Genomic DNA, 23,781 nt, shown 5'->3' with positions numbered 1-23,781 from the left:
CGCTCAGGCCCGGGCTTCAGCCCCGGTCGCGGAAGCTTTCGGCCTGAAGCCCGTGTTTGGCGAGTTTGTCGTAAAAGGTTTTGCGCGGCAGATTAAGCTGCGCCATGGCCCTGGTGACATTGCCTTTCGTCGCCCGCAGCGCCTCACGCAAAAGCCCCGCCTCATAGCGCGCCATCATGCCGGAGAGATCGGTGGGCGCATCCGCCCCCCCTGCCTCACTTCCGGTCAGCCCAAGCGCCTGGGCTTCGGCAAACTGACGCAGCTCGCGCCCGTTGCCCGGCCAGTCATGGCTGTCGAGCCGCGCGCGCACAAAGGGCGTGATCTCGGGCACCGGCAGGTTATAGCGCTGACAGGCCTCTATCAGGAAGGCGCGAAAGAGCACCGGGATATCCCCGCGCCGCTCCGCCAGCGGCGGCACATGCAGCGTGACACCCGAGAGACGGTAGTAAAGATCGGCGTGAAAACTGCCCTCCCGCGCCAGCGCGCCAAGATCGGCAGAGGTAGAGGCCAGCACATGCAGATCCAGCGGGCGCGGGCTGGTGGCCCCGGCCGCCCAGAACGAGCGGGTCTCAATGGCATGAAGAAGCCGCGCCTGCAGCGGCGCCGTCAGCATCTCCACCCGGTCAAGATAAAGCGTGCCGCGATGGGCCTTCTCAATCCGGCCCACCAGGCGGCTGTGGCGCGGCGCATCGGGATGGCCCGCCTCGGCCCCGAAGAACTCGCTGTCAAAGCGCCCCTCATCGAGCGTGTCGCAGGCGACATGCACGAAGGGGCGGTTGGCGCGGCTGCCCAGGGCCTGGATGGCATGGGCCAGCGCCTCTTTGCCCGCCCCCGTGGGCCCGGTGATCAGCGCATCAATCCCGGCCTCGCCCAGGCGTGCAGCGGCATCGCGCAGCCTCGTGACCACGGGGCTCACGCCCAGAAGATCGCCGCGCACCGGCAGCGGCTGGCTTTTCATCTGCCGCAGGCTGCGGTTTTCCAGCACCAGCGCCCGGGCCTGCGCCGCCCGGCGCAGCGCCGCCGTCAGCTGATCCAGCGAGACGGGTTTGGTGAGAAAATCCCAGGCCCCTGCCCGCATTGCCTCTACTGCCATGGGCACATCGCCATGGCCGGTCAGCAGGATCACCGGCAGATCCTCGTCAATGGCGCGGATCTGGCGATGAAACTCAAAGCCATCCATCCCCGGCATCCGCACATCAGAGAGGATCACACCGGGATAATCCTCCGTGATGCCTTCCAGCGCTTTGCGCGGATCGCTGAAACCTTCGGCGCGAAAGCCCGCGATCTTCAGGCTTTGCAGCTCTGCGGCCAGCAGGTCTTCATCATCATCCACCAGACGGACCAGGAATTTATCGCTCATGCGCGTTGCAGCCTCAGAATGAAATGGGCGCCTTCGCCAGGGATCGGCGGGGCGAGGCTTAACTCGCCGCCTAAGTCACGCGCGATATCGCGGGCGATCACCAGCCCCAGCCCGAGGCCCTCGCTTTTCGAGGTGGCGAAGGGCATGAAGAGCTGCGGGACCATCCAGGGCTCAATGCCGGGGCCATTGTCGCGCAGATCAAAGGTGACGGTGGTCTCATCCGCCGTGACCTCCAGGGTGATGACCGGATCGCGGGTGTCATGCAGCGCCTCCTGGGCGTTCTGGATCAGGTTCACCAGCACCTGCTCGAGCCGCACGGCTTCGGCCCGGACTTTCAGATCGGGATCATCGCCGCGAATGACCAGTGTTGCCCCCCGCACCCGGCGGCGCGAGGCCGTCAGCAGCACCGAGGCCTCAATCACCTCCGGCACGGGGACGGCTTTCAACTCGCCGGTGGCTTTGCGGGCAAAGCCGCGCAGCTGCGTGGTGATGCGGTCGATCCGCTCGGTCATGCCTGCGATCTGGCGCAGGTTGGTCCGGGTTTCTTCCGGATCATCGTCCAGCAGGGCCATGCCATTATCGGCCAGCAGACGAATGGTCGCCAGCGGCTGGTTCACCTCATGCGCGAGCCCCGCGGTGACCTGGCCTAAGGTTGCGAGTTTGTTGGCCTGGACCAGTTCGCCCTGCATATGGGCCAGACGCTCTTCCGCGTGGTGGCGCTCTTCCACTTCGGCCTTCAGAAGGCGGGTGCGATCTTCGACCGCCTGCTCCAGATCGCGCTGATACTGCAGCGTCGCCTCTTTGACCGCACGGCGCGCTTCAAAGATCCGCCGCCGCCTGCGGCCAAGGGCAAAGACCATCGCCAGAATGGCGGCCATGACAAGGCCGCCCGCAACCCCTGCCCGCCAGGACGCGGCAGCAGAGGTATAAAGTGTCAGCTGCCAGCCCGCCGCGCCGCTGACCGGCTCCTGCACCTGAAGCCGTCCCGCGGCGGCCGGGGGGCGGCGGAAACGCAGAGAGGGATCAGACGCCAGCACAACCTGGCCCGTCGGGTCGGTGACATGGCTCGGGGCCAAACTGCGCGCCCAGCCGGTCTCCATGGCCTCAAATTCCATCTTCACGACGATGACGCCCAGAAGCCTGCCACCCTCGCGGATGTCATGCGAGAGATAAAGCCCGGGCCGCCCGCTGTTACGGCCAAGCGCATATTCCAGCGCCACCCCCTCGGTGAGGGCTTTGCGGAAATACTCGCGAAAGGCGTAATTGCCGCCGACGAAGCTGTCGGGCTCCTGCCAGTTGGAGGCTGAGATCGTCAGCCCTTTGGTATCGACCAGATAGATAATCGTGCTGCCGGTCTCGGCGCGCAGATAGGCCAGCTTGCGCGAGACCTCTTCGGCAAGCCCGCTGTCGCCGCTGACCAGCGCCGCCCGGGCCAGGCCGTCATCCGCAAGGGTGCCCGCCACGGCGCGCTGCACCGCCAGAATGCTTTCCAGCGTCTGCACCCGCGACTGCGCAATGATCTGCGCCTCATTCAAAAGCGCCGCGCGCACGGTGCGGCGGCTGACCTCAAAGGCGGCGGTGACGGCAAGGCAGGCCCCGGCCAGCATGAGAACACGGGGGATCAGGCGCGCTGTTCGGGCAGGCAGGCGGGGCATGGCGCGCAGGGACCTCGTCACAAAACTGTATCAGATCTGAGACTACCAGATCCGGGGTGTGTGGAAAACCGCACAATTTTCCGGGAAAGCCCTGAGGATCCGGCCAATAAAATAAGGGATCCGAGAAAATCACCGGAAAAATGGGGCCTGCCCGCGGAATCACTATTCTGCCGCCAGTGACGTAATGGCGCCCGGAGGAGCCCCCCATGCAATTTAACCCTGATGCCGGAGCCGGGACACCGGCCCGCAAACCTTTCTACCGCGTTCTTTATATTCAGGTGATCATGGCGATCATCCTCGGCGCGCTGATCGGCCATTTCTGGCCGCAGCTCGGTGCCGATCTGAAACCGCTTGGCGATGGCTTCATCAAACTGGTGAAGATGATCATCGCGCCGGTGATCTTTATCACCATCGTGACCGGCCTTGCGGGCATGGGAAACCTGAAGGGCGTGGGCTCGGTGGCCGGTAAGGCCTTTGGCTATTTCTTCGTCTTCTCGACGCTGGCGCTGATCGTGGGCCTGGTGGTCGCCAATGTGGTTCAGCCCGGTGCGGGTATGAACATTGACGCCGCCACCCTCGATCCGGCGGCCGTGCAGGGCTATGCGGCCAAGGCCCATGAATCGACCCTGACGGGCTTTGTTATGGAGATCATCCCGACCACGCTGATCTCGGCCTTCACTGAGGGCAATATTCTGCAGGTTCTCTTTGTGGCGATCCTCTTTGGTGTGGGCGTCATCCTGGTGGGCGAGCCTGCAAAGCCGGTCGTGCGTCTCTTTGAAGCGGCGGGTCAGGTGATCTTCCGGGTGGTCGACATCCTGATGAAGCTGGCACCCATCGGAGCCTTTGGGGCTTTTGCCTTCACGATCGGCAAATATGGCATCGGCTCGGTGGTGAACCTCGCGGAACTGGTGCTGACCTTCTACATCACTTCGGCGATCTTTGTGCTGGTGATCCTTGGTGCAGTGGCGCGGTTTAACGGCTTCTCGATCCTGGCGCTGATCCGCTATCTGAAAGAGGAAATCCTGCTGGTGCTGGGCACCTCGTCTTCAGAATCGGCCCTGCCGCGTCTGATGGAGAAGATGGAAAAAGCCGGCTGTGCGCGCCCGGTCGTGGGGATGGTGGTTCCGACCGGCTATTCCTTCAACCTCGATGGCACCAATATCTATATGACGCTGGCGGCGCTGTTCATTGCGCAGGCCACCAACACCGACCTCTCGCTGGGCGAGCAGATCACCCTGCTGCTGGTGGCGATGCTCTCGTCCAAAGGGGCTGCGGGTGTGACCGGTGCGGGCTTTATTACCCTGGCCGCAACCCTCTCGGTGGTGCCGACCGTGCCGCTGGCGGGGATGGCGCTGATCCTTGGCGTGGACCGTTTCATGTCGGAATGCCGCTCGATCACCAATTTCATCGGCAATGCGGTCGCAACCGTAGTGGTCAGCCGTTGGGAAAACGCGCTCGACAAAGAGCAGCTTGATGCGGTCCTGAGCGGCAGGACGCCCGACGCGGTGGCGGCACCTGAGATGACCTCTGCCCCGGCAGGTCTGCGCTTCGGCGAAGCCTCGGCGGACTGAGACCCCTCCATTCAGGAAACGAGAAACGCCCCCGCAGGATCTGCGGGGGCGTTTTGCTATGCGCCGGGAGCCGCGCCGGCAGGTCCTGCAAAGCCTGCCGGGCCTGCCGGGCCTGCAGTCCTGACAGGAGGACCGCAGGCCTTCCGCTTCGCGGTCTCGCATCATGATGGCGCATCCGGCATCCGTTTGCGCCGGGACTGCGGGCCAATGCGCTGAGCGACATCCCCAAGTGCCGGATCCGGCCCGGAGGCCCGCTCCCCCAACTACCCCCCCGGCAGACGCAGACGAGCGGGATCTGAGGTGACTGCCCTGACCATGCAAAAGCCGCAGGCGCGGGGCCTGCGGCTGATCCGATTTTGCGGCGCTCAGTTGATCTTCAGATTGAGAAGCCGCTGATCGCCCGGCAGGCGTGAGCGCTCAAGGATGATTTTTGAGACCGCCTGGGCACGGACCATATTCATCCGCGCAAGGATGGGGCCGGAATCGCGCTCGGGCATGGCGGCGATGACCAGCACCGTCACCTCCAGATCGGCATTCGACAGGATCGCCGCCGCCTCGGCAGGCTTCATGGCGCGGTAGATCTTCACAAGCCGCGCGATATCCTCGCTGTGGCGGGTCTCGGCCAACCCGAGAAGCTGGTGGATCTCGCCCTTCAGCGCGGTCAGCTGGCGTTCCTGCTCTGCCAGAGCGGCGGCGGCGAAACCGATCTCAGCCGCGCGCAGATCGAGCGTCGCGGCGCGGTCGCTCAGGGCCTGACGCTCGGCCGCGATGGCCGCCAGCAGCTCTCCGGCAAGGCCGGGTTCCTGGGCGATTTTCGACTGTTCGGCATTGGGTTTGGGCGCAGGTGCGCCCTCCAGCGCGGCCATGCCGTTGGGCTCATCCCCATCGGCCAGCACCACAGGCGCTGCGGTCTGGGCCGACAGCAGGACGGGCAGCAGCACGGCCAGCAGGGCCGCCGGGATCAGAACACGCTTCATCCGCGGGCCTTTCTTCGGGCTGTCTCAAAAAACGAACGCACCAGCGCGCCGCGGTCGGGCACGGCTGAGGCGGTTGCGGTTGCGGGCAGATCGGCGGGCAGCCGGCGCGAGGCAGTTTCAAGGCGGTCGGCCTCGCTGCGCAGCGCCTCAAGCGATTGCTCAGACTGATCGACCGCATCGGAAAAGGCCTGGAGCACGGGAGCAAGCTCCACAAGCACCGCCTGCAGCCGCGCGATGCGCCGCCCGAGGATCAACCCCCAGCCCAGAGCCGCAAACAGCAGCACCAGGATCAGCGCATCAATCGCCCAGGAGATCATCATCATCCCCCCGCGGCGCGGGCTCTCCCGCCTCGCGGGTGATCTTCACCGCAACCCTGCCGTTTTTGCGCCGCCCCGTGACCCCATGCAGGATCGCCCGGTCCGAGCAGCGCAGCGTGGCCTCGGTCCCGAGCGTGATGCCCAGATCCAGCGTGACCCCCGGCTTCCAGGACAGCACTTCCGCCAGCGGCAGCGGCAGACGGTGAAGTTCGGCCTCAATCTGCAGGGTGGCGGTGCCGATCTGTCCGGCAAAGTGATCGCGCCAGGAGGCATCGCCCCCCAGCCGCTCACCGAGAAACATCTTGCCCAGATGCGCCCGCGCAGGCTCCAGCGTGTCGAGCGGCAGCAGGATCGTCAGAAGGCCGGTCACCGAGCCCAGCGTCACCTGCATCTCAAAGACCGCAACCTGCGCGCTCCCGGCCAGCAGCGAAGCGATCTGTACCGGGCTCTCAATCGGCTCAAGGCGGAAACCCACCTCGGTAATGCGGCTGAAATGCTGCTCGGCTTCCTGGGCGGCCTGGCCCAGCAGACGGGCGGCAAAGGCCTTTTCCAGCACCGTGGGGGCGCGCTGCGGCGGAGCGTCGCGCCCCGGAGCGCCGCCCAGCATCACCGCCATCACCGCATGGAGAAACTGCGGATCGAGCGCGAAAAGCACCGGCCCGCCCCAGGTCGACTGGCCGATCACCGCACAGCTGTCGCGGTGCAGCCCGGCCAGGGCATGGCCCCAGCTGTCATAATGCGGCGCCCGCGCGTCGGTCTCGCTCAGAAAGCCGTTCTGGCTTTTCAGCATCGGGCTGAAGCCCGCCGCGATCCGCGCGCAGATCACATCAAGCATCGGCAGCGGCTCATGATTGGCCGAGGCGCGGGCGATGATCTCTTCTTCCAGCGGACGCGGCGGGCTCAGCCCCATGGGCTCAAAGCCGCTGTCATCGGCGCGCTGCGGCTCGGGGGTGTCGAGGCGGATCTCATCGGTCATTGCAGCACGAAGTCCTGAAGCAGAATGCTGATCGGCGCCTCAGAGGCGGTCACAAGGCGGGCGCGGCGCAGCAGTTCATGGCGCAGATCCGCCAGACCGGCACTGCCGTAAACATCGTCCTCATGCAGCTGCGACAGATATTCGATAAAGCTGTCGCGCAGCGCGGGTTGCAGATCGGCCATGCGGCGGCCCTCTGCGCCTGCGTCAAAGGCCGCGTCATAAAGCAGCGTCGGCTCGATCACCAGAAAGCGGCTGCGGCGATCGCCCGAAAGCCCGCTGGCGGTGACATTGACCGTAATCCGCCCCACCGGCAGCAGGATCTGGCCGCTGGCGGCGCGGGCGGCGCTGATGGTCTGGCCCTCGGTGACCACGGCGGGCTGCTGCATGCGCCAGATGCCTGCGCCTGCGGAGATACCCACCACCAGAATGGCAAAAGCTCCGGCCAGCACCCACCGCATACGGTTTTTGCCCCCGGTGCTTTTGCCCTTCTGATCCGTTGCCGGCTGTCCGGTCGCCATAGATGCCTCCATTAACCGTCTATTTACTCTCGCTTAGTTCAAGAATAACAAGAATAGCAAGTCAGTGTTTTAAACTATACATGCTAAGTGCGGCTGAGAGGAATCTATACATGACGGGTGGACTGCAGGCGTGAAACAGATCCTGGCCAATCTTGCCTCTCTCGGACGCGGCAGGCTGATCGCTCTGGGTGCGACCGGTCTGGCCATCATGGCCGCCGTGCTTTTCGGACTGTCGGTGGTGCTGGCCCCGGTTTATCGCCCGCTGGCAGGCGATCTCTCTGCCTCAGAAGGCGCCGCCATGGTGCGCGCGCTGGAGCAGGCCGGGTTTAAGCCGCGCGTCTCGCCCGATGGCACCCTTGTCAGTCTGCCGGAAACTGATATTGCCCGCGCCCGGATGGCCCTCGCGGAGGCCGGAGTTGCCGCCGAAGGTGTTCCGGGCTGGGAGCTTTTCGACAACCAGAGCGGCCTTGGCATGAATACCTTCCTGCAGCAGGTGAACCGCCTGCGCGCGCTGGAGGGCGAGCTTGCGCGGTCTGTTCAAACGTTGGATGTGGTCGATTCCGCCCGCGTTCATCTGGTGCTGCCCGAACGTGAGGCCTTTTCCGCCGACCGCCCTGAGCCTTCCGCTGCCGTCATTATCCGCACCCGCCGCGGCACCACGCTGGAGCGCAAACAGGCGCTTTCGGTGCGCAGTCTGGTCGCCGCCGCCCTGCCCGGCCTCTCGCCGGAACGGGTGACGGTGCTCTCGGCTTCGGGCGAGACGATCCTGGCGGCTGACGGCGACAGCGCCGATGGCAGCGGTGCCGTTCACGGGGCCCGCATCGCCATGGAAGAGCGCCTCGTGCGCAATATTGAGCAGATCCTTTCGGCCCGTGTCGGTGCCGGGAATGTCCGCGTGCGGGTGGCGGCAGAGCTTGCCACCACGCGCGAAGTGATCCTGCGCGAAAGCTTTGATCCTGACGGCCGCGTGGCGCGTCAGACCCGCTCGGTCAGTGAGGCCGCAAAGAACAGCGAGAAATCGGCGCAAAGCCTTGATGTGCTGAACAATCTTCCCGGTGCGGGCGGTGCCTCTGACGCCGGTGGCGGACGCTCTGAGGATCGCAGCCGCGAGGAAGATGAGACCCGCTTTGAGATTGGTTCCACCCGGTCTGAGACGGTGATTGAGCCGGGCGGGCTGCGCCGTCTGTCGGTCGCGGTTCTGGTCAACGGCACCTCGGATGACAGCGGCTACCGCGACCGCAGCCCCGAAGAGCTTGAGCGTCTGAGCCAGCTTGTGCGCTCAACCATGGGCTTTGATGAGAGCCGCGGCGACAGCCTGACCCTCGACAGCCTGCGCTTTATCGAAGACGGCGGCGTGCTGCCCAATGCGCCGGAAGCCAGCGTGGCGGAATCGCTGCTTGGCCATATCCCCGGCATGATGCGCTGGATTGTCGCACTCGCCATGGTGGCCATCCTGGTCTTTGGCCTGCGCCCGGTGATCAACCGCTTTATGAGCCGCCCCGCGTCGGGCACACCGGAACCTGAGGCGACCCCCCTGCCCGCCACGGAGGCTGAAGCTGAGGCTGCCGAGGTCCCTGACCAGGCAGAGGGTGCCGAACGCGCCGCCGGTGACGCCGCAGACCCTGAGGCGGGGGATGACAGCGACTTCGTGGCCATCTCCTCGGTGCGCGGCGGGGTCACCCGTCAGAAGATCGAAGAGCTGGGCCGCCTTGTGGAAAAAGACGGCGATGCCGCGCTGCGCCAGATCCGTATCTGGCTGAACCAGAAGCACTGACGCGCGATGTCCTTTCTCTTTGACCGCGATTTTGACGCCGAAGACGCGGCGGCCCTGCCCGCCGCCGCGCAGCACCTGCCCGAGCTGCCCATCAGGGTCAGCCTGACCGCAGAAGAGCTTGCTGCCGAGCTGGCCCGCGCCCGGACGGAGGGCCGCGACGAGGGCCATGCCGCGGGGCTGACTGAGGGTCGGCGCGCCGCCGAAGAAGAGGGCTCGGCCCGCGCGACGGCCAGCCTTGCGGCCCTGGCCCCGGAAATCGCGGCCCTGCGCGGCGCTCTCAGCCATCACCGCAAAGAACGCGAGCGCGATCTGATCGGGCTGACCCGCGCCCTTGCTGAGCGCCTGTTGCCCGAGTTTGGCCCGCGTTTCGGTCCGCGCCGCCTGGAGGCCTTTTGCCGCCGGGCGCTCTCGCTGGCGGAGGGTCCGGGCGGGCTGACGCTGGAAGTGCCGCCCGCGGCCCTGCCGCGGTTGCAGAGCGAATTTGCCACCACCCAAACCGCAGGCGGCGCGGCGCTGCGCCTGCTGCCCGCGGAAGATCTGGCCCCGGGTGCTGCCCGCGCGCGCTGGACTGCGGGTCATGCCGACTTTCACCCCGAGGCGCTCCTGACGGAGATCCTCGCAACCCTGGACCTGCTGTCGCGTGAGGCGGCACAGGCCACGACGGAGGGATCAGATGACCACGGACAGCCCTGAATTCATGGCCCAGCTTCTGGCCGCCGGTGACACCGGCAAGGCCGACGACAGCAGCATCCGCGCGATGCTCAACGTCAATCTTGATGTGCAGATCGTGCTGGGCCGCTCGCGCATGCCGATCAATCAGCTGCTGGCGCTGTCGCGCGGCTCGGTAATTGAGCTGGACAAAAAGATCGGTGAGCCGGTGGATGTGATGATCAACGACCGCCTGGTGGCGCGCGGCGATCTGGTGAAAGTCGGCGAAAACCGGATTGGCGTCACGCTGACCGAGATCGTCAAAGACTACCTCTCGCAGCTTTAAGCCATGCAGATGCGCCGCCTTCTGCCGCTCCTTACCCTCAGCCTTGTGGTCGCGGCCACAGGGGCCTTTGCGCAGGACCTGTCGGGCCTGTTGCAGGGGCTGTCGGGGGCCATGGCAGAGCCCGGCTCTGACACGGCGCCGCTTTCGGGCCGGGTCATTCAGCTGATCGGGGTGATGACGGCGCTGTCGCTGGCGCCGGGGATGCTGGTGGTGATGACCTCCTTCACCCGCTTTGTGATTGTGTTTTCCATGCTGCGCTCGGCGCTTGGGCTGCAGCAGTCACCGCCCAATATGGTCATCACGGCGCTGGCGTTCTTCATGACGCTTTTCGTGATGCAGCCGGTCTTTGAGACCGCCTGGGAGGACGGGCTGGCCCCGATGATCGAGGGCACGCTGGACGAAGAGACGGCCTTCCCGCGCATCATCGCGCCCTTCCATCAGTTCATGGCCGCCAATACCCGCGAAAAAGACATCGATCTTTTCCTCAGCATCAATGCCTCGCGCAGCGGTGAAGAGCGCCCGGTGGTCACGCTCAGCGAAGAGACGCCCTGGTCGGTGCTGGTCCCGGCTTTCATGATCTCTGAGCTGCGCCGCGCCTTCACCATCGGCTTTTTGATCTTTCTGCCCTTCATTGCGATTGATCTGGTGGTCTCATCGGTGCTGATGGGCGCGGGTATGATGATGCTGCCGCCGGTGATGATCTCGCTGCCCTTTAAGGTGATTTTCTTTGTGCTGATCGATGGCTGGTTCATGCTGGCCGGCTCGCTCATGCAATCCTATGCAGGCTCCTGACGCATGAAATATACCCCCGAATATGTCTCGCTGCGCGGTGTTGAAAAAGCAGCCGTCCTCTTTTTGTGCGTCGGCGAAGAGCGCGGCTCTGAGCTGATGAGCCAGCTGGATGAGGCGGAAATCCAGCAGATCACCCAGGCCATGGCGCTGCTGGGCACCATCCCCGCCTCTGCCGTGGAAGAAGTGCTGGTTGAGTTTCAGGCCGGGATCGTCGGCGCCAGCGGCGTCGTTGGCTCCTTTGAAATTGCCGAGCGGATGCTTGCGGGCTTTTTGCCCAAGCAAAAGGTCAGCGAGATCATGTCCGAGATCCGTGGCCCGGCTTCGGGGCGCAATATCTGGGAGACCTTCGCCACCCTCAATGAGCAGATGATCCACACCTATCTCTCGGGTGAGACGGATCAGACCATCGCCGCCATCCTCAGCCGGGTGAAACCCGATGTCGCCGCCCGGGTCCTGCCGCTGTTTGAGCGCGACCGCATGACCGGGATCGTCGGGCGGATGATTGCGCTGGAGACCCTGCCGCGGTTTTCCATCGATGTGCTGGAGGAGACGCTGGAGAAAGACTTCCTGCGCTCGGTCTCGCGCCGCACCGGGCCCGATCCGCACCAGCGGATTGCCGATATGTTCAACAAGCTCGACAGTGGTCTCTTTGAGGAGATCTCCGGCACGCTGGCGGCGCAAAGCCCCCAGGCCTTTGCCGCGATCAAGCAAAAGATGTTCACCTTCGACGATCTGGCGCGGCTCGATCAGAACTCGCTTTCGCGGCTTATCCGCTCGGCCGAGGGGCCGGTGGTGCCGCTGGCTTTGCGCGGCGCGAAAAAGGGCATCCGCGACCGCTTTATCGAAGCACTGACCGTGCGCGCCCGCGAGATGCTGCTGGAAGAGATGGCCGCCCTTGGGCCGGTGCGCGCCCGCGATGCCCGCGATGCGCAGGACAAGCTGATTGATCTCGCCAATGATCTGGCGCGGCAAAACATCATCCGCCTGCCCAGCGAAGATGATCCCCTGCTGACGGAAGCCGACCTCTGACGAAAAAGCCCCGGATCTCTCCGGGGCTTTTTTTATCGCTGCGCAGGGGCGCCATATTGATCCAGCACCATAGCCGAACGCGGCACCCCAGGCTGATCCGAGGCCAGAAGCGTGGGCTGCGGGGCCTGCGCCTCAGGCTCAGGCTTTTGCATCATCCGTTTCAGTGCCAACCCGGCCAGACTGCCCAGAAGCCCGGTCCTGCTGACCGCACCTATGGCTACGTCTTTGGCAAGCGAGCCCACCACCGGCGCCGCCTTGCCCGCCGCAGCCGTCACGGCGCCGCGCGGCAAAAGATAAGCCGCTGCCGCCCCGGCCACGAGCACCGCGCCCCCGGTCAGAAGGGGGTGGCGCCGCAGCGCCCCGGTCAGCCCCCCGCCCCCCGCCTCAGCCTCAAGCTGCGCGAGATGGGCGGCATAGTCCTCACCGCGTTTTTGCAAAACATGGGTGCGGGTCGCCGGATCAAGCTTCTCAAGGCCGCGCGAAAAGGTGATCTTCAGCCCGTTTGTCAGGGTCTCCAGCACCTCATCGCGGTGGGCGATCAGATCATCCGGATCGCCTTTACCGCGCGCCAGAGCCCGCTCAATTTTATTGAGCTGTCGGTCGGCTTCACGGCGCAGGCTGTCGGCCTCTGAAAGCCAGGCACCGCCCTTGTCGGTCAGATCCGCCGACCGGCGCGGCAAAAGCGCGTCGAGCACCGCCGGAAGCGGGCCGTCCGGCACCGGATCGGCACTGTCTCCTTTGGAGAGCAGCCGCTTCACGCCCCAGATCGCAACCCCGGCCAGCCCTGCGGCTCCGGCCGCACTGGCGACCTGGGTGGCCCTTTCCTCTCCGGAGGCATGACCCGTCAAAGGGGCCGCCGCATCGGAAAGCTTCTGCGCCACGGATTGCGCGGTTCCGGCGACCGAGCCACCGGCCGAACTGACCGCGCCCAGCAGTTTCGCGCCGCGCTCCAGACCGGCCCCCGCCATTTCGGCCCCCTTTTCCACCAGATGAACCGCGGGCTCAAGCGTGCCGCGCAACTCCGACAGGGCCGCGCTGAGTTCGGCCTGCGCGCGGCGGGCCTCAAGTTCCAGACGGGCTTTTTCAGACATCGCGAGGCCCCATTTCCCGGCGCACAAGCGCCACATTGCTGTTGACCCGCTCACCGATATGCCCGGTCATGCGCTGCGAGGCATTGAAACGCCCCTTCGCCACCATCACGAGGATCAGCGCGATCAGCAGCAGACCGCCGCCCATGGCAAGCCGCGCCCAGCCCGGCGTCAGCCCGGCCCAGATCAGCGCCTCAACCCCGGCTTCCGCCAGCATGTAAAGCGCCACCATGCTGATCACAGCGGCCACCAGCACCATGACCAGGCCGCGGACCACATCGCCCGCTGCCTGTTTCGCTTCGGCCTTGGCCAGGGCTGCCTCTGTTGAAAGCAGACCGCCTGCCGCCGAGAGCACTCGAAAGACCGCGATGAAGGGCCCGACCAGGCCCGACAGCCGCGGATCCCGGCCGGATTGGGTCACGAGCGCAGCCTCCGGAGGATGTCATCGCTGCGCGAGCGGGTGGCAGAGCTTTGCATCCAGCAGCCAAGCGCGAAACCGGCCACGGCTGCGCCGAGAATGAACATGCCCGGATTGCGCCGCGCCGACTCGCGCAGATCACCGGCCACATCGCTGATGCGGGTGTCGCGCAGCGCCTCGGCGGTGGCGGCAACGGCCTCCGTCACTTTGTCCTGAACGGCTTTCAGATCGGCATGATCGCGGGCCGAGCGCAGGGTATCGGCGACTTTCTCGCCGGTGGCATTCAGCGCCTCACGGGTGCCCGCGAGAACGTCTTTGGCCATATCCGCGCCATGTCCGGCGGCACTGCGCAGGCTGTCAGCGGCCGAGCCCGCCGCATCCGAGGCGCGCGCTGCCAGATCAGAAGCCGCCTCTTTGCCCTCAGCCACGGCGTCTTTCGTGGCGTCCGCCACGCGGTCCTTCGCCTCAGTCACGCCACTGCGCACGTCTTTCGCGGCATTCTGCAGATCAGCTTTCAACTCGTCGCTCTTAGCCATCTTAAACCTCTCCTGCCCTTGCGGGCATTGGTAATCGTCTTTCTCAGATCGCCCCGCCCCTGCCCTCCCACCGGAAAATCCCGGGCAGGATCAGCGGGGCTGCACAGCTTTAACCCTCGCGTGGAGAAAGAGGTTCCCGGCCTTCACGCCGTGGCTGCGCGCAAATTCCGCCGTGGCGCGCGCCTCTCAGCGGCGCATTTTCATAAAAAAGGGTCCGCCCGAAGGCAGACCCTGTCACTCGTACCACACATTCCCGACACGCATTGCCTGACGGTCAAAGTCAGACCGTCACGCGACGGCCAGATGGCCGGTTACCCGAGAGATACCCGAGACACTCTTAACAATGTATAAAGACCTTCAATCTCCAGGCCGAAAGGCCACGGGCAGCATCACTCGATACCAAACTTTTCCGGGGAAACCTCCGGCACACTGATCGCTACGCAACCGCCCCGATACAGGAGGCGGGCTACCCGCTGCGGACGCAGATCCCGAACCACGAGGCAACGACGCCCGGGATCTTTGCCTGCAGAGGACAACTCTTACATTCACAGCTCAACAACGCCGCAACCGCGGCGTGGGTTCCCATGAAATTTGGGCGGCAAATTCAACTAATGCGCTGAAGCGGAAAAGAAATTCGGATTGTCAGCCCATGGGTATGGAATTCCCTACCGATGTGACCATTCAGCGTGCCCTGCACACAGCTGTCCATCAGCCGCGTGCCAAATCCCGGCTTTTCCGGCGGCGCAACCGGGGCGGCGGTGACCTCATCCCAGATCAGATGCAGCGATGTGCCGTCCAGATCCCAGCGAATGGCGATCTGCCCGCCCGGCAGCGTCCCTGCGCCATATTTCAGCGCATTGGTGGCCATCTCATGGATGCAAAGCCCAAGCGCCTCGGTCTGCTCACTGGTGAGGTGGATATCGCTTCCCTCGACAGAGACATTGGAGGGGCTGTCGCCGTAAAGCTGGTTCAGCTCCGCCATCAGCAGACCGCGCAGCGAGGTGCCCTCGGGGGCCGCACGGGTCAGCAGATCCTGGGCTGCGGCCATCGCCTGCAGACGCCCGTTGAACGAGCGCAGAAAGCTGCTGCGATCCTCGGAGCGGTTGGCGGTCTGGCGCGCAATGGCAGAGACCCGCGCCAGCACGTTCTTCAGACGGTGCGACATCTCACGCAGATGCAGGTCCTTCTGGGCCAGGATGCGGCGCTGAACCTTTGCCAGTTCGCGCGCATTGCGCAGATAGGCCTGCAGCGAATGGGTGGCCGCCGCCGCCAGCATCGCCGAGATCAGCGCAAGGCCGCCCACCACAAAGGTCATCGGCAGACTGCGCCAGCTGCTGTTCATCCGCGGATCGCGCAGGCTCAGCTCCCACACACGGCCCGCCGCTTCCAGACGCCGGAAGGCCGCGCCGCGCAGATCCGGGGTCTCGTTATAACCCTCTGTCTCATAAAGCGGAATCTGCGGCTCTTCGGCATCGGCGATGCGCAGGGCATAGCCGTCATAGCGGCCCTGCAACACCGTCTCAAACAGCGAGCCGAGCCGCAAAGGCGCATAAAGAAAGCCCGGCAGTTCGTTGTTCATATCGCTTTTGAGGTAGAGATAGATCAGCGCTCCGGTCTGACGTTCATCAGTGATCTCCTGCACGAGGGTCACCGGACCGGTCAGCTGCGGCTGGTCTGTCACCATCGCCGCCTCCATCGCGGCGCGGCGGATGTCTTCCGACATCATATCAAAGCCAAGCGCTGCCAGATTGCGCGCATTCGGCGGTTCAAGAAGCGTAATCGCCGAATGCAGCCGCCCGGCTGCGGGCGCGGGCCAGAGCCTGCGGGTCAGGCCGTAATCCTCTGCGATGCGGGCCTCGGTCGCGGCGCTGTCGCCCTGCGGCAGAAGGGCTGCAAAGCCAAGGCCCTGCATCCCTTCCAGCATGCCCGCGTCCTGCAGGTGCCGATGGTAGCGCACAAAGCGGTCGCGGGTAATGGCATTGCCGCTGCGGCTTTCCAGAAAGGAACGCGAGACCTGCAGCACGACATTGATCCGGTCCACCCGACTGCCGATCTGAAACGCAATATCGGTCAGCCGCCGCTCAGCGCTGTGGCGCAGCCGGTCGTTTTCATAGCGGTAGACCAGATGCGTCAGCGCGGCCGCCAGCAGCAGCCCCGCCCCCAGTGTTAACAGGGGAAGCTGATACGCCCGAAGTCCACGCTCTGCACGCTTCGCCACCGCCCCGCCCTTCACCCGCTGCCCGAAGACCCCTCCGCCCCCGGAGGGATCTTCCGTTATCTTTCTGCGCAACCTGCCCTCAGAACAATACGGCATATCCCGTATTGTGGCAGATGGAACACATCACTCCCCCGTTTCCGGCGATGCTGTTGCAGGCACTGCCGTCAGATCGACCAGAACTTCGACCACAAATCCCACGCTGGCTTCATCGGGATAGTTCTCCCCGATGCCAAAACTGCGCCGGTCTATTGTTGTGCGCCCTGACATCCGCGTCACCCCCTCCTCAGGGGTGAGGGTATAGGACATGTTCAGCGGCAGGCTCCGGCCATTCAGCAGCAACTCACCCTCGGCCAGCCAGTTCTCCCCTTCGGGACGCAGCCGGGCGGTGTAGCGCGCTTCAGCAAAAGCGGCGGCATTCAGAAAATCCGGACCCGTCGCCTGATCGGAGACGGCCCCGAGTTTCAGCGAGGCCAGCGCGATGCGGACCTCTGCCTCATTGCCTTCCGTTGCAGCCGGATCAAACCGGATCGCCGCATCCCAGGAGGCGAACTCCCCCTCAACCCGGCTGCCCATCTGCACCACGGCAATCTTCAGGCTGCCATCGAGAACCTGCCAGGCCCCTGGCTCAGCTGCCGCCACGGATTGCACGCGCGGGGCGGCGGGGGTCTCTGCGGTGGGGCTGTAGCTGACGGCCGCGCCGGTCAGAACCGCCGCTCCGCCCCAAAGAACGGCTGCCGCAAGCGCCGCACCACGGGATTTGGATCCGGGCGCGCCGGCCGCGCGTCCGGTCAGCATCCGCGACAGCGTGCCGTCCCGGTCAATCACCGCGTGCTTCATGGCACCCGCAATATGCAGGATCAGCAGGGCCAGCAGCACCCTGGTCGCAATGACATGCGCCATCCCCGCCGCATCCGCCAGCGCCAGCGATTTCGGCACCATCGGCAGCGACTGACCAAAGGGCCAGAGGATCGGCGCAAAGCCCTCAGCCGCGGCATGATGCACCCAGCCCGCGAGCGGCACCAGAAGAAGGGCGGCATAGAGGCCATAATGCACCAGCGCCGCCAGCCAGTTGGCCGCGCGATACTCCGGATTGACCGGAACCGGATGCACCTGGGTCAGGGCCCAGAGAATGCGGGTCAGCCCGGTGAAAAAGGCCGCAATCCCCAGGGTTTTATGCAGCGAGAACACCCCGGCCTTCCAGGCCAGCGCTTCCGAGCTGTCGTAGGGCAGCCCCTCGGCATACCAGCCCAGCGGAAAGGTGGTCAAAATCAGCAGAGCCGTGGCCCAGTGCAGCCCGCGGGCCAGGCGGCCGTAACTGCGCGGCGTATTCTTTAAAGACATCTTTATCCCCGTAACCATTGCCCGACATCTGCCCTGCCGACCCCGCCGGGGCGAGAGCCGCGATCGCACAGTCTGTGTGCATCAGATCAGACTGCCGGGAATATATGAAAAAAGGCAGCATCGGGGGATGCTGCCTTTGACGTGTCCGATCCAGGGGCTTGCGCCCGAAGGATCAGGCTTTACCTTTGTAGATCTCAACCAGCTTCGCCAGCATCGCCAGCGCGTCTTCGCGCGGGCGCTGGAACGAGTTGCGGCCGATGATCGAGCCATTGCCGCCGCCGGCGAGGATCGCGCGGGCGTCGTCGTAAACAGCGTCGGTGCCTTTCGCCGCACCGCCCGAGAAGACGATCAGGCGACGGCCGTTGAACGAGGACTGCACGCAGTGACGCACGCGGGCCTCAAGGGTCGCAACGTCGATCTGCTTCTCTTCGTAGACCTTCTTCGCTTCCGGCAGCATCAGATGGTCGGTCGAGAGTTTGATCTTGATGATATGCGCACCCAGCAGCGCCGCGATATGCGCCGCATAGGCCGCCACGTCGATCGCCAGCTCACCGTCTTTGGTGACGGCTTCGCCGCGCGGGTAGGACCAGATCACCGTGGCCACGCCTTTGGCCGCAGCCTCTTTGCGCATCTCGACGATTTCTTCATACATATCGAGCTGGCAGTCCGAGCCCGGATAGATGGTGAAACCGATGGCCGAGCAGCCCAGACGCAGCGCATCATCCACCGAGGCGGTGATCGCCTGGTTTTTGCCCGAGGTCGCGGACATCAGCGAGTTGGCCGAGTTCACCTTCAGGATGGTCGGGATCTGACCGGCGAAGGTATCTGCACCGGCTTCCAGCGGGCCGAGCGGCGCTGCATAGGCATTGAGGCCTGCATCGATTGCCAGCTGGTAGTGGTAATGGGGGTCATAGCCGGCCGGGTTGGCCGCAAACGAACGGGCCGGACCATGCTCAAAGCCCTGGTCCACCGGAAGGATGATCATTTTGCCGGTGCCGCCAAGCTTGCCGGCCATCAGCATGCGGCAGAGGTTGGCTTTCACGCCGGGGGTTTCGCCTTCGTAATTCGCAAGAATTTTCTGGACGGTCTTCGTCGCGCGCATGTCTGATCCCTGATCTTGGGGGAGAGTGAGGTCTGTGCCCCCCTTTAGGGCGCACCGGACCCTCTGTCTATGATGATTGCGTTAACATGGCTGTCAGCGGGCAAGGCCCCGCCGCAGGAGCCCCTGAAACGCCCGGATCCACCCCGATCTGCCATAAATTAAGGCCCGCCCGCAGGGGCGGCACGGGCCATGGCAAAAGGACTGCCTCTCTCCCTCTCGCATTTTCCTGTGATCCGTCTTAACTCAGCCCTGAATGGTAATGATGCTGCCGGAGTGAGTTATGAGCCAGCCCCCCGCCCGTCCCTGGCAACTTGTGCTGATCGTCTGGGGCGATAAATACGGCGGCGCGGATCTCAGCCGGATCATCCTCGCGGCGCGGGCGCTGTCCCCAAGCCTTGCGCGGGTGGAGGTGATCACCGACCGGGCCCGTGACGGGCTGCCGCAAGACGTGCTGCAGCGCCCCTTCCCTGAGGGCTGGCTGCTGCCGCCTCTGCTGCGCTCAGGCTGTCAGGCGAAGCTTGCGATGTTTACCGAAGGGCTGATTCCGGCGGATATGCCGGCGCTTTTCAGTGACCTCGACACGCTTTTTCTGAAAGATCCCGCCGCGCTGGTCGATCTGCTGGCGACGCCAAAAACCGTGGCGCTTTTCCGCAGCACGCCGCTGCCCTTTGGCTGGCCCGGGCGGCTGGCCTATAAACTGACAAAGGGGCGGCGCTATGCGCGGGGGAATTCCTCGCTCGTGGCGTTCCACCCCGCTGAGACCGGCTATATCGCGGCGCGCTTTCAGGCGTTGCTGAAGGACTACCCGGAGTGCAATTTCCACCCGATGCGCGCGGATGAGCGCTTTATCAGCTGGTCTGCCCAGGATGTGATCCGCGAGATCCCAAAGAGCCTTGCGGTGAAAATGCCCACCGAATTCATGCTGCCCTGGACCTGGGCGAGCCGCGCCTATGCCGCCCTGCCCTTCGTGCGAAAGCGCCGGGCCGGGCTGACGGCGGTGACGCTGCCGGGCGATGCGGTCAAACCCGAAGAGCTGGTGAAAGCGCCCGAGGGGGCCTTGATTGTCGATCACAAAGGCCGCCGGATGATCTGGTCGGACGCCGCCCTCGGGCCGATCCGCCAGCGGATCCTGACGGCCATCCGCGCCCTGCCCCCGGCGCCCCCGCGTTAACTGACAGATTGGCGGGGTGTGAGCCTGATTTTCCTCTCGCATCCGCGTCATGGCTTTGCTAGAAGGGCGCGGAATGCGGGGCCGCCCCTTGGGTTGGCCCTGCCTTTGTGAACGATGCGGGTGTGGCGGAATTGGCAGACGCACCGGATTTAGGTTCCGGCGCCGCAAGGCGTGGGGGTTCAAGTCCCTCCACCCGCACCATATGGATATAGAAGGACGCACCATGCAGGTCACTGAGACCCTGAATGAAGGCCTGAAGCGCGGCTACACGATCACCGTGACCGCGGCTGAACTCGACGCTAAGGTCGAGGCGAAACTGCTCGAAGCCCAGCCCGACGTCGAGGTCAAAGGTTTCCGTAAGGGCAAAGTGCCGATGGCGATTCTGCGCAAGCAGTTCGGCCAGCGCCTGCTTGGCGATGCGATGCAGGACGCCATCGACGGCGCCATGAACGAGCACTTCGAGAAATCGGGTGACCGTCCGGCTCTGCAGCCGAAAGTCGAGATGCAGAACGGCGAAACCTGGAAAGAAGGCGATGAGCTGGTCGTTGCGATGACCTATGAAGCTCTGCCGGAAATCCCGGAAGCGGACCTCTCGGGCGTTTCGCTGGAGCGTCTGGTCGTCAAAGCGGACGACGCTGCGATGGAAGAGGCTCTCTCGAACCTCGCGAAATCGGCTCAGAACTTCGAAGATGCTGCCGAAGGCACCGCTGCTGCAAACGGCGACCAGGTTGTCATCGACTTCAAAGGTTCGGTTGACGGCGTGGAATTCGAAGGCGGCGCCGGCGAAGACTATCCGCTGACCCTGGGTTCGGGCTCGTTCATCCCGGGCTTTGAAGAGCAGCTCGTCGGCGCAAAAGCCGGTGACGAAGTCTCGGTCAACGTCTCCTTCCCGGAAAACTACGGCGCAGCGCATCTCGCTGGCAAAGCTGCTGTTTTCGCCTGCACCGTGAAAGCGGTCAAGGCGCCGAAAGAAGCTGAGATCAACGACGAACTGGCCACCAAATTTGGTGCAGAATCGCTCGAAGCCCTGAAAAAACAGGTCGCTGAGCGTCTGGAAGCTGAATACACCGGTGCTTCGCGCGCGGTGCTGAAGCGCGGCCTGCTCGACCAGCTCGACGCTCTGGTGAAATTCGACCTGCCGCCCTCGCTGGTGGAAGCCGAAGCCAGCCAGATCGCTCACCAGCTCTGGCACGAAGAAAACCCGCAGGTTCACGATCACAACCACGGTGCGATCGAAGTCTCGGATGAGCACAAAACCCTGGCAGAGCGCCGCGTCCGTCTGGGCCTGCTGCTCGCTGAAATCGGCCGTAAAGCCGACGTTCAGGTCACCGATGCTGAGCTGACCCAGGCCGTTCTGGCCCAGGCCCGTCAGTATCCGGGTCAGGAGCGTCAGTTCTTCGAATTCATCCAGAAGAACCCGCAGGCCCAGCAACAGCTGCGCGCGCCGATCTTCGAAGATAAAGTCGTCGACCACATCCTCTCGGCTGCCAAAGTGGCTGACAAGGAAGTCTCGAAAGACGATCTGACCAAAGCTGTTGAAGCTCTGGACGAACTCTGATCCGCCCTTCCGGCAGATCCGGTTTAAGGGAAACGGCACCGCAATCGCGGTGCCGTTTTTCTTTGCCGTCACAGCAGCTTATGAAGCAATCTTAACGTAAATATTCTGCCGGTTGCCTGCGAAATTCTGCAAGTTGCTCTTGCATCCCCCTGCGGCTGAGGCTAAACACCCCTCAGTGCCGCCTTAGCTCAGTTGGTTAGAGCGCCGGATTGTGGATCCGGAGGTCCCCCGTTCGAGCCGGGGAGGCGGTACCACAAGAAAACGGCCCGTTGCAGATGCAACGGGCCGTTTTCTTTTCTCAACACTGAAGCGCAAAGAGGGCCAGGGACGGGCAAACTTCAGCCCCGGCCCCGCCCTCTCAATCTGCCGTCAGGTCAGCGCCGCGATCAAAGCGACCGCACTGACACCCACTCCAAGTCCGGAAATCATCCAGAATTCACGACGATTGACTAAACTCGTACGCTCATAGCACCACCCGCATCTTTGCGAGCCGAAGCGCAGTTTATGACCGCAGGCACACTCAAACAAACGTATCTCTGACATGATTTTCTCCGAGGTTTTTTTCTCCGACAATGGAACTGGATGACATACGCAGTGATTCACATGCGATCATAGAAATCAATTTCCGACGAAAGGAACAATGGAGATTGTGAAACTGCCGGTTGCGCATTGGTATAGGGTTTCACCCGCTAAAGTCGGCTCGGCCCATCCGCGTTCCCGGCCCGCAAAGCTACTCGCCTTCTGGTAGCATGAGGCCAGACGGAATGGGTTAACGGGCGGATATTTTTCGCAAAACGACTTTACCTGCAGCACGCCTGAGGCTATCCAGTCTCCGTGCCCCTATAGCTCAGCAGGTAGAGCAGCTGATTTGTAATCAGAAGGTCGGCGGTTCGATTCCGTCTGGGGGCACCAGTTTTCCCCAAAAATCCGTGCTTCCATAAGTGGTTACGCAAATTTTTCATTTTGCGCTCAGCTTCCGGTCCAGCTTTTTAGCAGTGCGTGAACATTCACCGGGCAAGAAGACTGACCGACATGAGTTACAAAAGAGCCTGTTCTGCGGCAAACTTTTCGGTCACGCGCTGCCGTGGCGACAAACAGAGCCTGTCAAAGATACCGGGCCTGCCCAATCTGGCTGGCTCACCCAGATATGAGCAATGCCCCGATTTCGGAAGCCAGCGCTTTGCAGTCAGAGAAATCTCCGATTTTTTATCGTCCCACTTCAAAAGATAGCGAAGGCCGCTGAGGCCGGGGCCGTATCAACCCGGCTGCTCTCAAGATCTGACGCCTGAGGTTTATGCGAGGTCACGAATAACGGGGCCCCGCGCGCATTCGCTTCCGTCCGGGGAGCGCCTTTAACAGGCGCCGCACATTCCCTTCAATCACAATTGAAGGGAATGTGGTTCTATGGGCGCATAGAAGATCCAGGCTCCGGGCGGGCTTTGCTATTATTTCAGTGGAGCCTGCTTTCGAGGCTGCGCCCGCGTGACCTGCCACTGAACTTTCCTCCGGCCGCGACTTGCGCCCGGTTGTTGTTGACGCCGATCGGCGCAGGTTGAGCAATCGCCCGACGCGGGGAGCTTTCATCTCGCGCGGCGGAGCGGGCGATTGCGGTGCTCAGGGCCTGCGCGTCGTCAGTGGGGCTTCGGTCGTCCAGGGCCGAATGGGGGCGCTCAGTGTTGTCGTCTTCGGCCCAGGCCGCGATCCCGACGCGCGCATGTGCCGGATTGCGAAGCATTGTCTCGTTGAGCAGCTCGTCGCGCATCCGCCCATTGAGGCTTTCGACGTGGAGCAGGCGAAGGCCATCGGTTCGAGAGAGCCTGCGACGGTTCTGCATGGGCTTGCCCGGCGCGATGTCGTGCCATTCGATCCGGTGCTCCGAGCACCACCGCAGGATCGCGTTCCTGGTCAGCCATTATCACTGACGATCCTGCCGGGTTTGCCACGGCGCTCGGGGAGGGCCGTCAGTTCACGCGCCACACGGCGCCCCGGGATCGCAGTGTCCGGGATCGCCGCGGGGCATTCCCGAGTGACGTCGTCGACCACGTTGAGCCCCCGGAAGCGATGGCCGCCCGGAACTGGTCAGGAACGAACCGAAGGTCCGCGAAGCGAAATCCAGCGATCAGCGCGCCTTGGGCCGCGCCTCGACCAGGATCGGGGCGCGCGTCCCGATCGCCTTTCGCCGGGCCTTTCGCCTGCGCACCGTCAGTCCTTTTTCGCGGCAGAGCCGACAGATCCGATTGATCCCGGAAGGCTCGCCTTCGCGCCGCAGCAGCACGAAGAGCCGCCGATAGCCGAACCTTCTGCGCTCGTTGGTCAACTCCCGCAACCGCCCAGGTAGCACCGTGTCCGGCTCACGCCGGGCCCGATAGCGGACCATTTTGCGATC

The 23,781-nt window shown here is 64.1% G+C and carries 20 protein-coding genes, 3 tRNA genes and 1 pseudogene; 11 read left to right on the top strand and 13 right to left on the bottom strand.

What is annotated here, in order from left to right; genetic code table 11:
• Nucleotides 1-16: 16 nt before the first annotated feature.
• A complete protein-coding gene (locus EG244_RS17935) occupies nucleotides 17-1,360 on the bottom strand; it encodes a sigma-54-dependent transcriptional regulator (RefSeq protein ID WP_124966545.1) in 1,344 nt (447 codons plus the stop codon).
• The gene (locus EG244_RS17930; protein ID WP_124966552.1) at nucleotides 1,357-3,015 is read right to left on the bottom strand and encodes a sensor histidine kinase; all 1,659 of its coding nucleotides are present in this window, start codon (nucleotides 3,013-3,015) and stop codon (nucleotides 1,357-1,359) included. The genes EG244_RS17935 and EG244_RS17930 overlap by 4 nt, the downstream gene beginning before the upstream one ends.
• 206 nt (nucleotides 3,016-3,221) lie before the next feature.
• Here EG244_RS17930 and EG244_RS17925 point away from each other — a divergent pair, with 206 nt between their 5' ends.
• Nucleotides 3,222-4,586: a dicarboxylate/amino acid:cation symporter gene (locus tag EG244_RS17925; RefSeq protein ID WP_124966544.1), complete on the top strand. Its 1,365-nt coding sequence runs from the start codon at nucleotides 3,222-3,224 to the stop codon at nucleotides 4,584-4,586.
• A 365-nt stretch (nucleotides 4,587-4,951) separates the two neighbouring features.
• Here the strand turns inward: EG244_RS17925 and EG244_RS17915 are convergent, their stop codons facing one another.
• The 4 genes from EG244_RS17915 to EG244_RS17900 are packed head-to-tail and all read right to left on the bottom strand — an operon-like array spanning nucleotide 4,952 to nucleotide 7,374.
• Nucleotides 4,952-5,563: a MotE family protein gene (locus EG244_RS17915; protein ID WP_124966543.1), complete on the bottom strand. Its 612-nt coding sequence runs from the start codon at nucleotides 5,561-5,563 to the stop codon at nucleotides 4,952-4,954.
• Nucleotides 5,560-5,883, bottom strand: coding sequence for a hypothetical protein (locus EG244_RS17910; protein WP_124966542.1), 324 nt, complete (start codon nucleotides 5,881-5,883; stop codon nucleotides 5,560-5,562). Before EG244_RS17910 ends, EG244_RS17915 begins: the two co-directional genes overlap by 4 nt.
• Nucleotides 5,861-6,856, bottom strand: coding sequence for a flagellar motor switch protein FliM (locus EG244_RS17905; RefSeq protein ID WP_124966541.1), 996 nt, complete (start codon nucleotides 6,854-6,856; stop codon nucleotides 5,861-5,863). The genes EG244_RS17910 and EG244_RS17905 overlap by 23 nt, the downstream gene beginning before the upstream one ends.
• Nucleotides 6,853-7,374: a flagellar basal body-associated FliL family protein gene (locus EG244_RS17900; RefSeq protein WP_158617359.1), complete on the bottom strand. Its 522-nt coding sequence runs from the start codon at nucleotides 7,372-7,374 to the stop codon at nucleotides 6,853-6,855. The genes EG244_RS17905 and EG244_RS17900 overlap by 4 nt, the downstream gene beginning before the upstream one ends.
• 130 nt (nucleotides 7,375-7,504) lie before the next feature.
• Here EG244_RS17900 and fliF point away from each other — a divergent pair, with 130 nt between their 5' ends.
• Genes fliF through EG244_RS17875 form a run of 5 tightly spaced genes read left to right on the top strand, consistent with a single transcriptional unit; the run spans nucleotide 7,505 to nucleotide 11,963 of the window.
• On the top strand, nucleotides 7,505-9,148 hold the full coding sequence (gene fliF, locus EG244_RS17895; protein WP_158617358.1) for a flagellar basal-body MS-ring/collar protein FliF: 1,644 nt from the start codon (nucleotides 7,505-7,507) through the stop codon (nucleotides 9,146-9,148).
• Between the two features lie 6 nt (nucleotides 9,149-9,154).
• Nucleotides 9,155-9,841 (top strand): FliH/SctL family protein, encoded by a 687-nt coding sequence (locus EG244_RS17890; protein ID WP_124966538.1) that lies wholly within the window; start codon nucleotides 9,155-9,157, stop codon nucleotides 9,839-9,841.
• 4 nt (nucleotides 9,842-9,845) lie between these two features.
• The gene (gene fliN, locus EG244_RS17885) at nucleotides 9,846-10,142 is read left to right on the top strand and encodes a flagellar motor switch protein FliN (RefSeq protein ID WP_233589060.1); all 297 of its coding nucleotides are present in this window, start codon (nucleotides 9,846-9,848) and stop codon (nucleotides 10,140-10,142) included.
• 3 nt (nucleotides 10,143-10,145) lie between these two features.
• Nucleotides 10,146-10,934 (top strand): flagellar type III secretion system pore protein FliP, encoded by a 789-nt coding sequence (fliP, locus tag EG244_RS17880; RefSeq protein WP_124966536.1) that lies wholly within the window; start codon nucleotides 10,146-10,148, stop codon nucleotides 10,932-10,934.
• Nucleotides 10,935-10,937: 3 nt separating this feature from the next.
• A complete protein-coding gene (locus tag EG244_RS17875; protein WP_124966535.1) occupies nucleotides 10,938-11,963 on the top strand; it encodes a flagellar motor switch protein FliG in 1,026 nt (341 codons plus the stop codon).
• A gap of 32 nt (nucleotides 11,964-11,995) precedes the next feature.
• Here the strand turns inward: EG244_RS17875 and EG244_RS17870 are convergent, their stop codons facing one another.
• The 6 genes from EG244_RS17870 to EG244_RS17845 all read right to left on the bottom strand — a co-directional run bounded on the left by EG244_RS17870 (nucleotide 11,996) and on the right by EG244_RS17845 (nucleotide 18,666).
• Complete coding sequence (locus EG244_RS17870; RefSeq protein ID WP_124966534.1) at nucleotides 11,996-13,054, bottom strand: hypothetical protein; 1,059 nt, start codon at nucleotides 13,052-13,054, stop codon at nucleotides 11,996-11,998.
• Nucleotides 13,047-13,472: a phage holin family protein gene (locus EG244_RS17865; protein ID WP_124966533.1), complete on the bottom strand. Its 426-nt coding sequence runs from the start codon at nucleotides 13,470-13,472 to the stop codon at nucleotides 13,047-13,049. The genes EG244_RS17870 and EG244_RS17865 overlap by 8 nt, the downstream gene beginning before the upstream one ends.
• Nucleotides 13,469-14,005, bottom strand: a complete 537-nt coding sequence (locus EG244_RS17860) for a hypothetical protein (protein ID WP_124966532.1) — start codon at nucleotides 14,003-14,005, stop codon at nucleotides 13,469-13,471. Before EG244_RS17860 ends, EG244_RS17865 begins: the two co-directional genes overlap by 4 nt.
• Before the next feature lie 604 nt (nucleotides 14,006-14,609).
• Entirely contained in the window at nucleotides 14,610-16,295 is a 1,686-nt protein-coding gene (locus EG244_RS17855; protein WP_158617357.1) for a CHASE domain-containing protein, read from the bottom strand.
• Nucleotides 16,296-16,346: 51 nt separating this feature from the next.
• Complete coding sequence (locus EG244_RS17850; protein WP_124966530.1) at nucleotides 16,347-17,564, bottom strand: cytochrome b/b6 domain-containing protein; 1,218 nt, start codon at nucleotides 17,562-17,564, stop codon at nucleotides 16,347-16,349.
• Between the two features lie 172 nt (nucleotides 17,565-17,736).
• A complete protein-coding gene (locus tag EG244_RS17845) occupies nucleotides 17,737-18,666 on the bottom strand; it encodes a class I fructose-bisphosphate aldolase (protein WP_124966529.1) in 930 nt (309 codons plus the stop codon).
• 280 nt (nucleotides 18,667-18,946) lie between these two features.
• Between EG244_RS17845 and EG244_RS17840 the strand changes: the two genes are divergently transcribed.
• The 5 genes from EG244_RS17840 to EG244_RS17820 all read left to right on the top strand — a co-directional run bounded on the left by EG244_RS17840 (nucleotide 18,947) and on the right by EG244_RS17820 (nucleotide 22,307).
• The gene (locus tag EG244_RS17840) at nucleotides 18,947-19,837 is read left to right on the top strand and encodes a hypothetical protein (RefSeq protein WP_124966528.1); all 891 of its coding nucleotides are present in this window, start codon (nucleotides 18,947-18,949) and stop codon (nucleotides 19,835-19,837) included.
• Nucleotides 19,838-19,953: 116 nt separating this feature from the next.
• Nucleotides 19,954-20,038, top strand: a tRNA-Leu gene (locus EG244_RS17835).
• A 22-nt stretch (nucleotides 20,039-20,060) separates the two neighbouring features.
• Nucleotides 20,061-21,395: a trigger factor gene (gene tig, locus EG244_RS17830; protein ID WP_124966527.1), complete on the top strand. Its 1,335-nt coding sequence runs from the start codon at nucleotides 20,061-20,063 to the stop codon at nucleotides 21,393-21,395.
• Nucleotides 21,396-21,572: 177 nt separating this feature from the next.
• Nucleotides 21,573-21,649 (top strand) — tRNA-His (locus EG244_RS17825).
• A gap of 582 nt (nucleotides 21,650-22,231) precedes the next feature.
• Nucleotides 22,232-22,307, top strand: a tRNA-Thr gene (locus EG244_RS17820).
• 538 nt (nucleotides 22,308-22,845) lie between these two features.
• Here the strand turns inward: EG244_RS17820 and EG244_RS17815 are convergent.
• A pseudogene (locus EG244_RS17815) lies at nucleotides 22,846-23,781 on the bottom strand (integrase core domain-containing protein); the annotation flags it as partial.

Source organism: Falsigemmobacter faecalis (assembly GCF_003863335.1).
GTDB classification, from domain to species: Bacteria; Pseudomonadota; Alphaproteobacteria; order Rhodobacterales; family Rhodobacteraceae; genus Wagnerdoeblera; species Wagnerdoeblera faecalis.
Note: the sequence above shows the minus strand (reverse complement) of the source record. Positions and strands in the feature narration are given on the sequence as shown.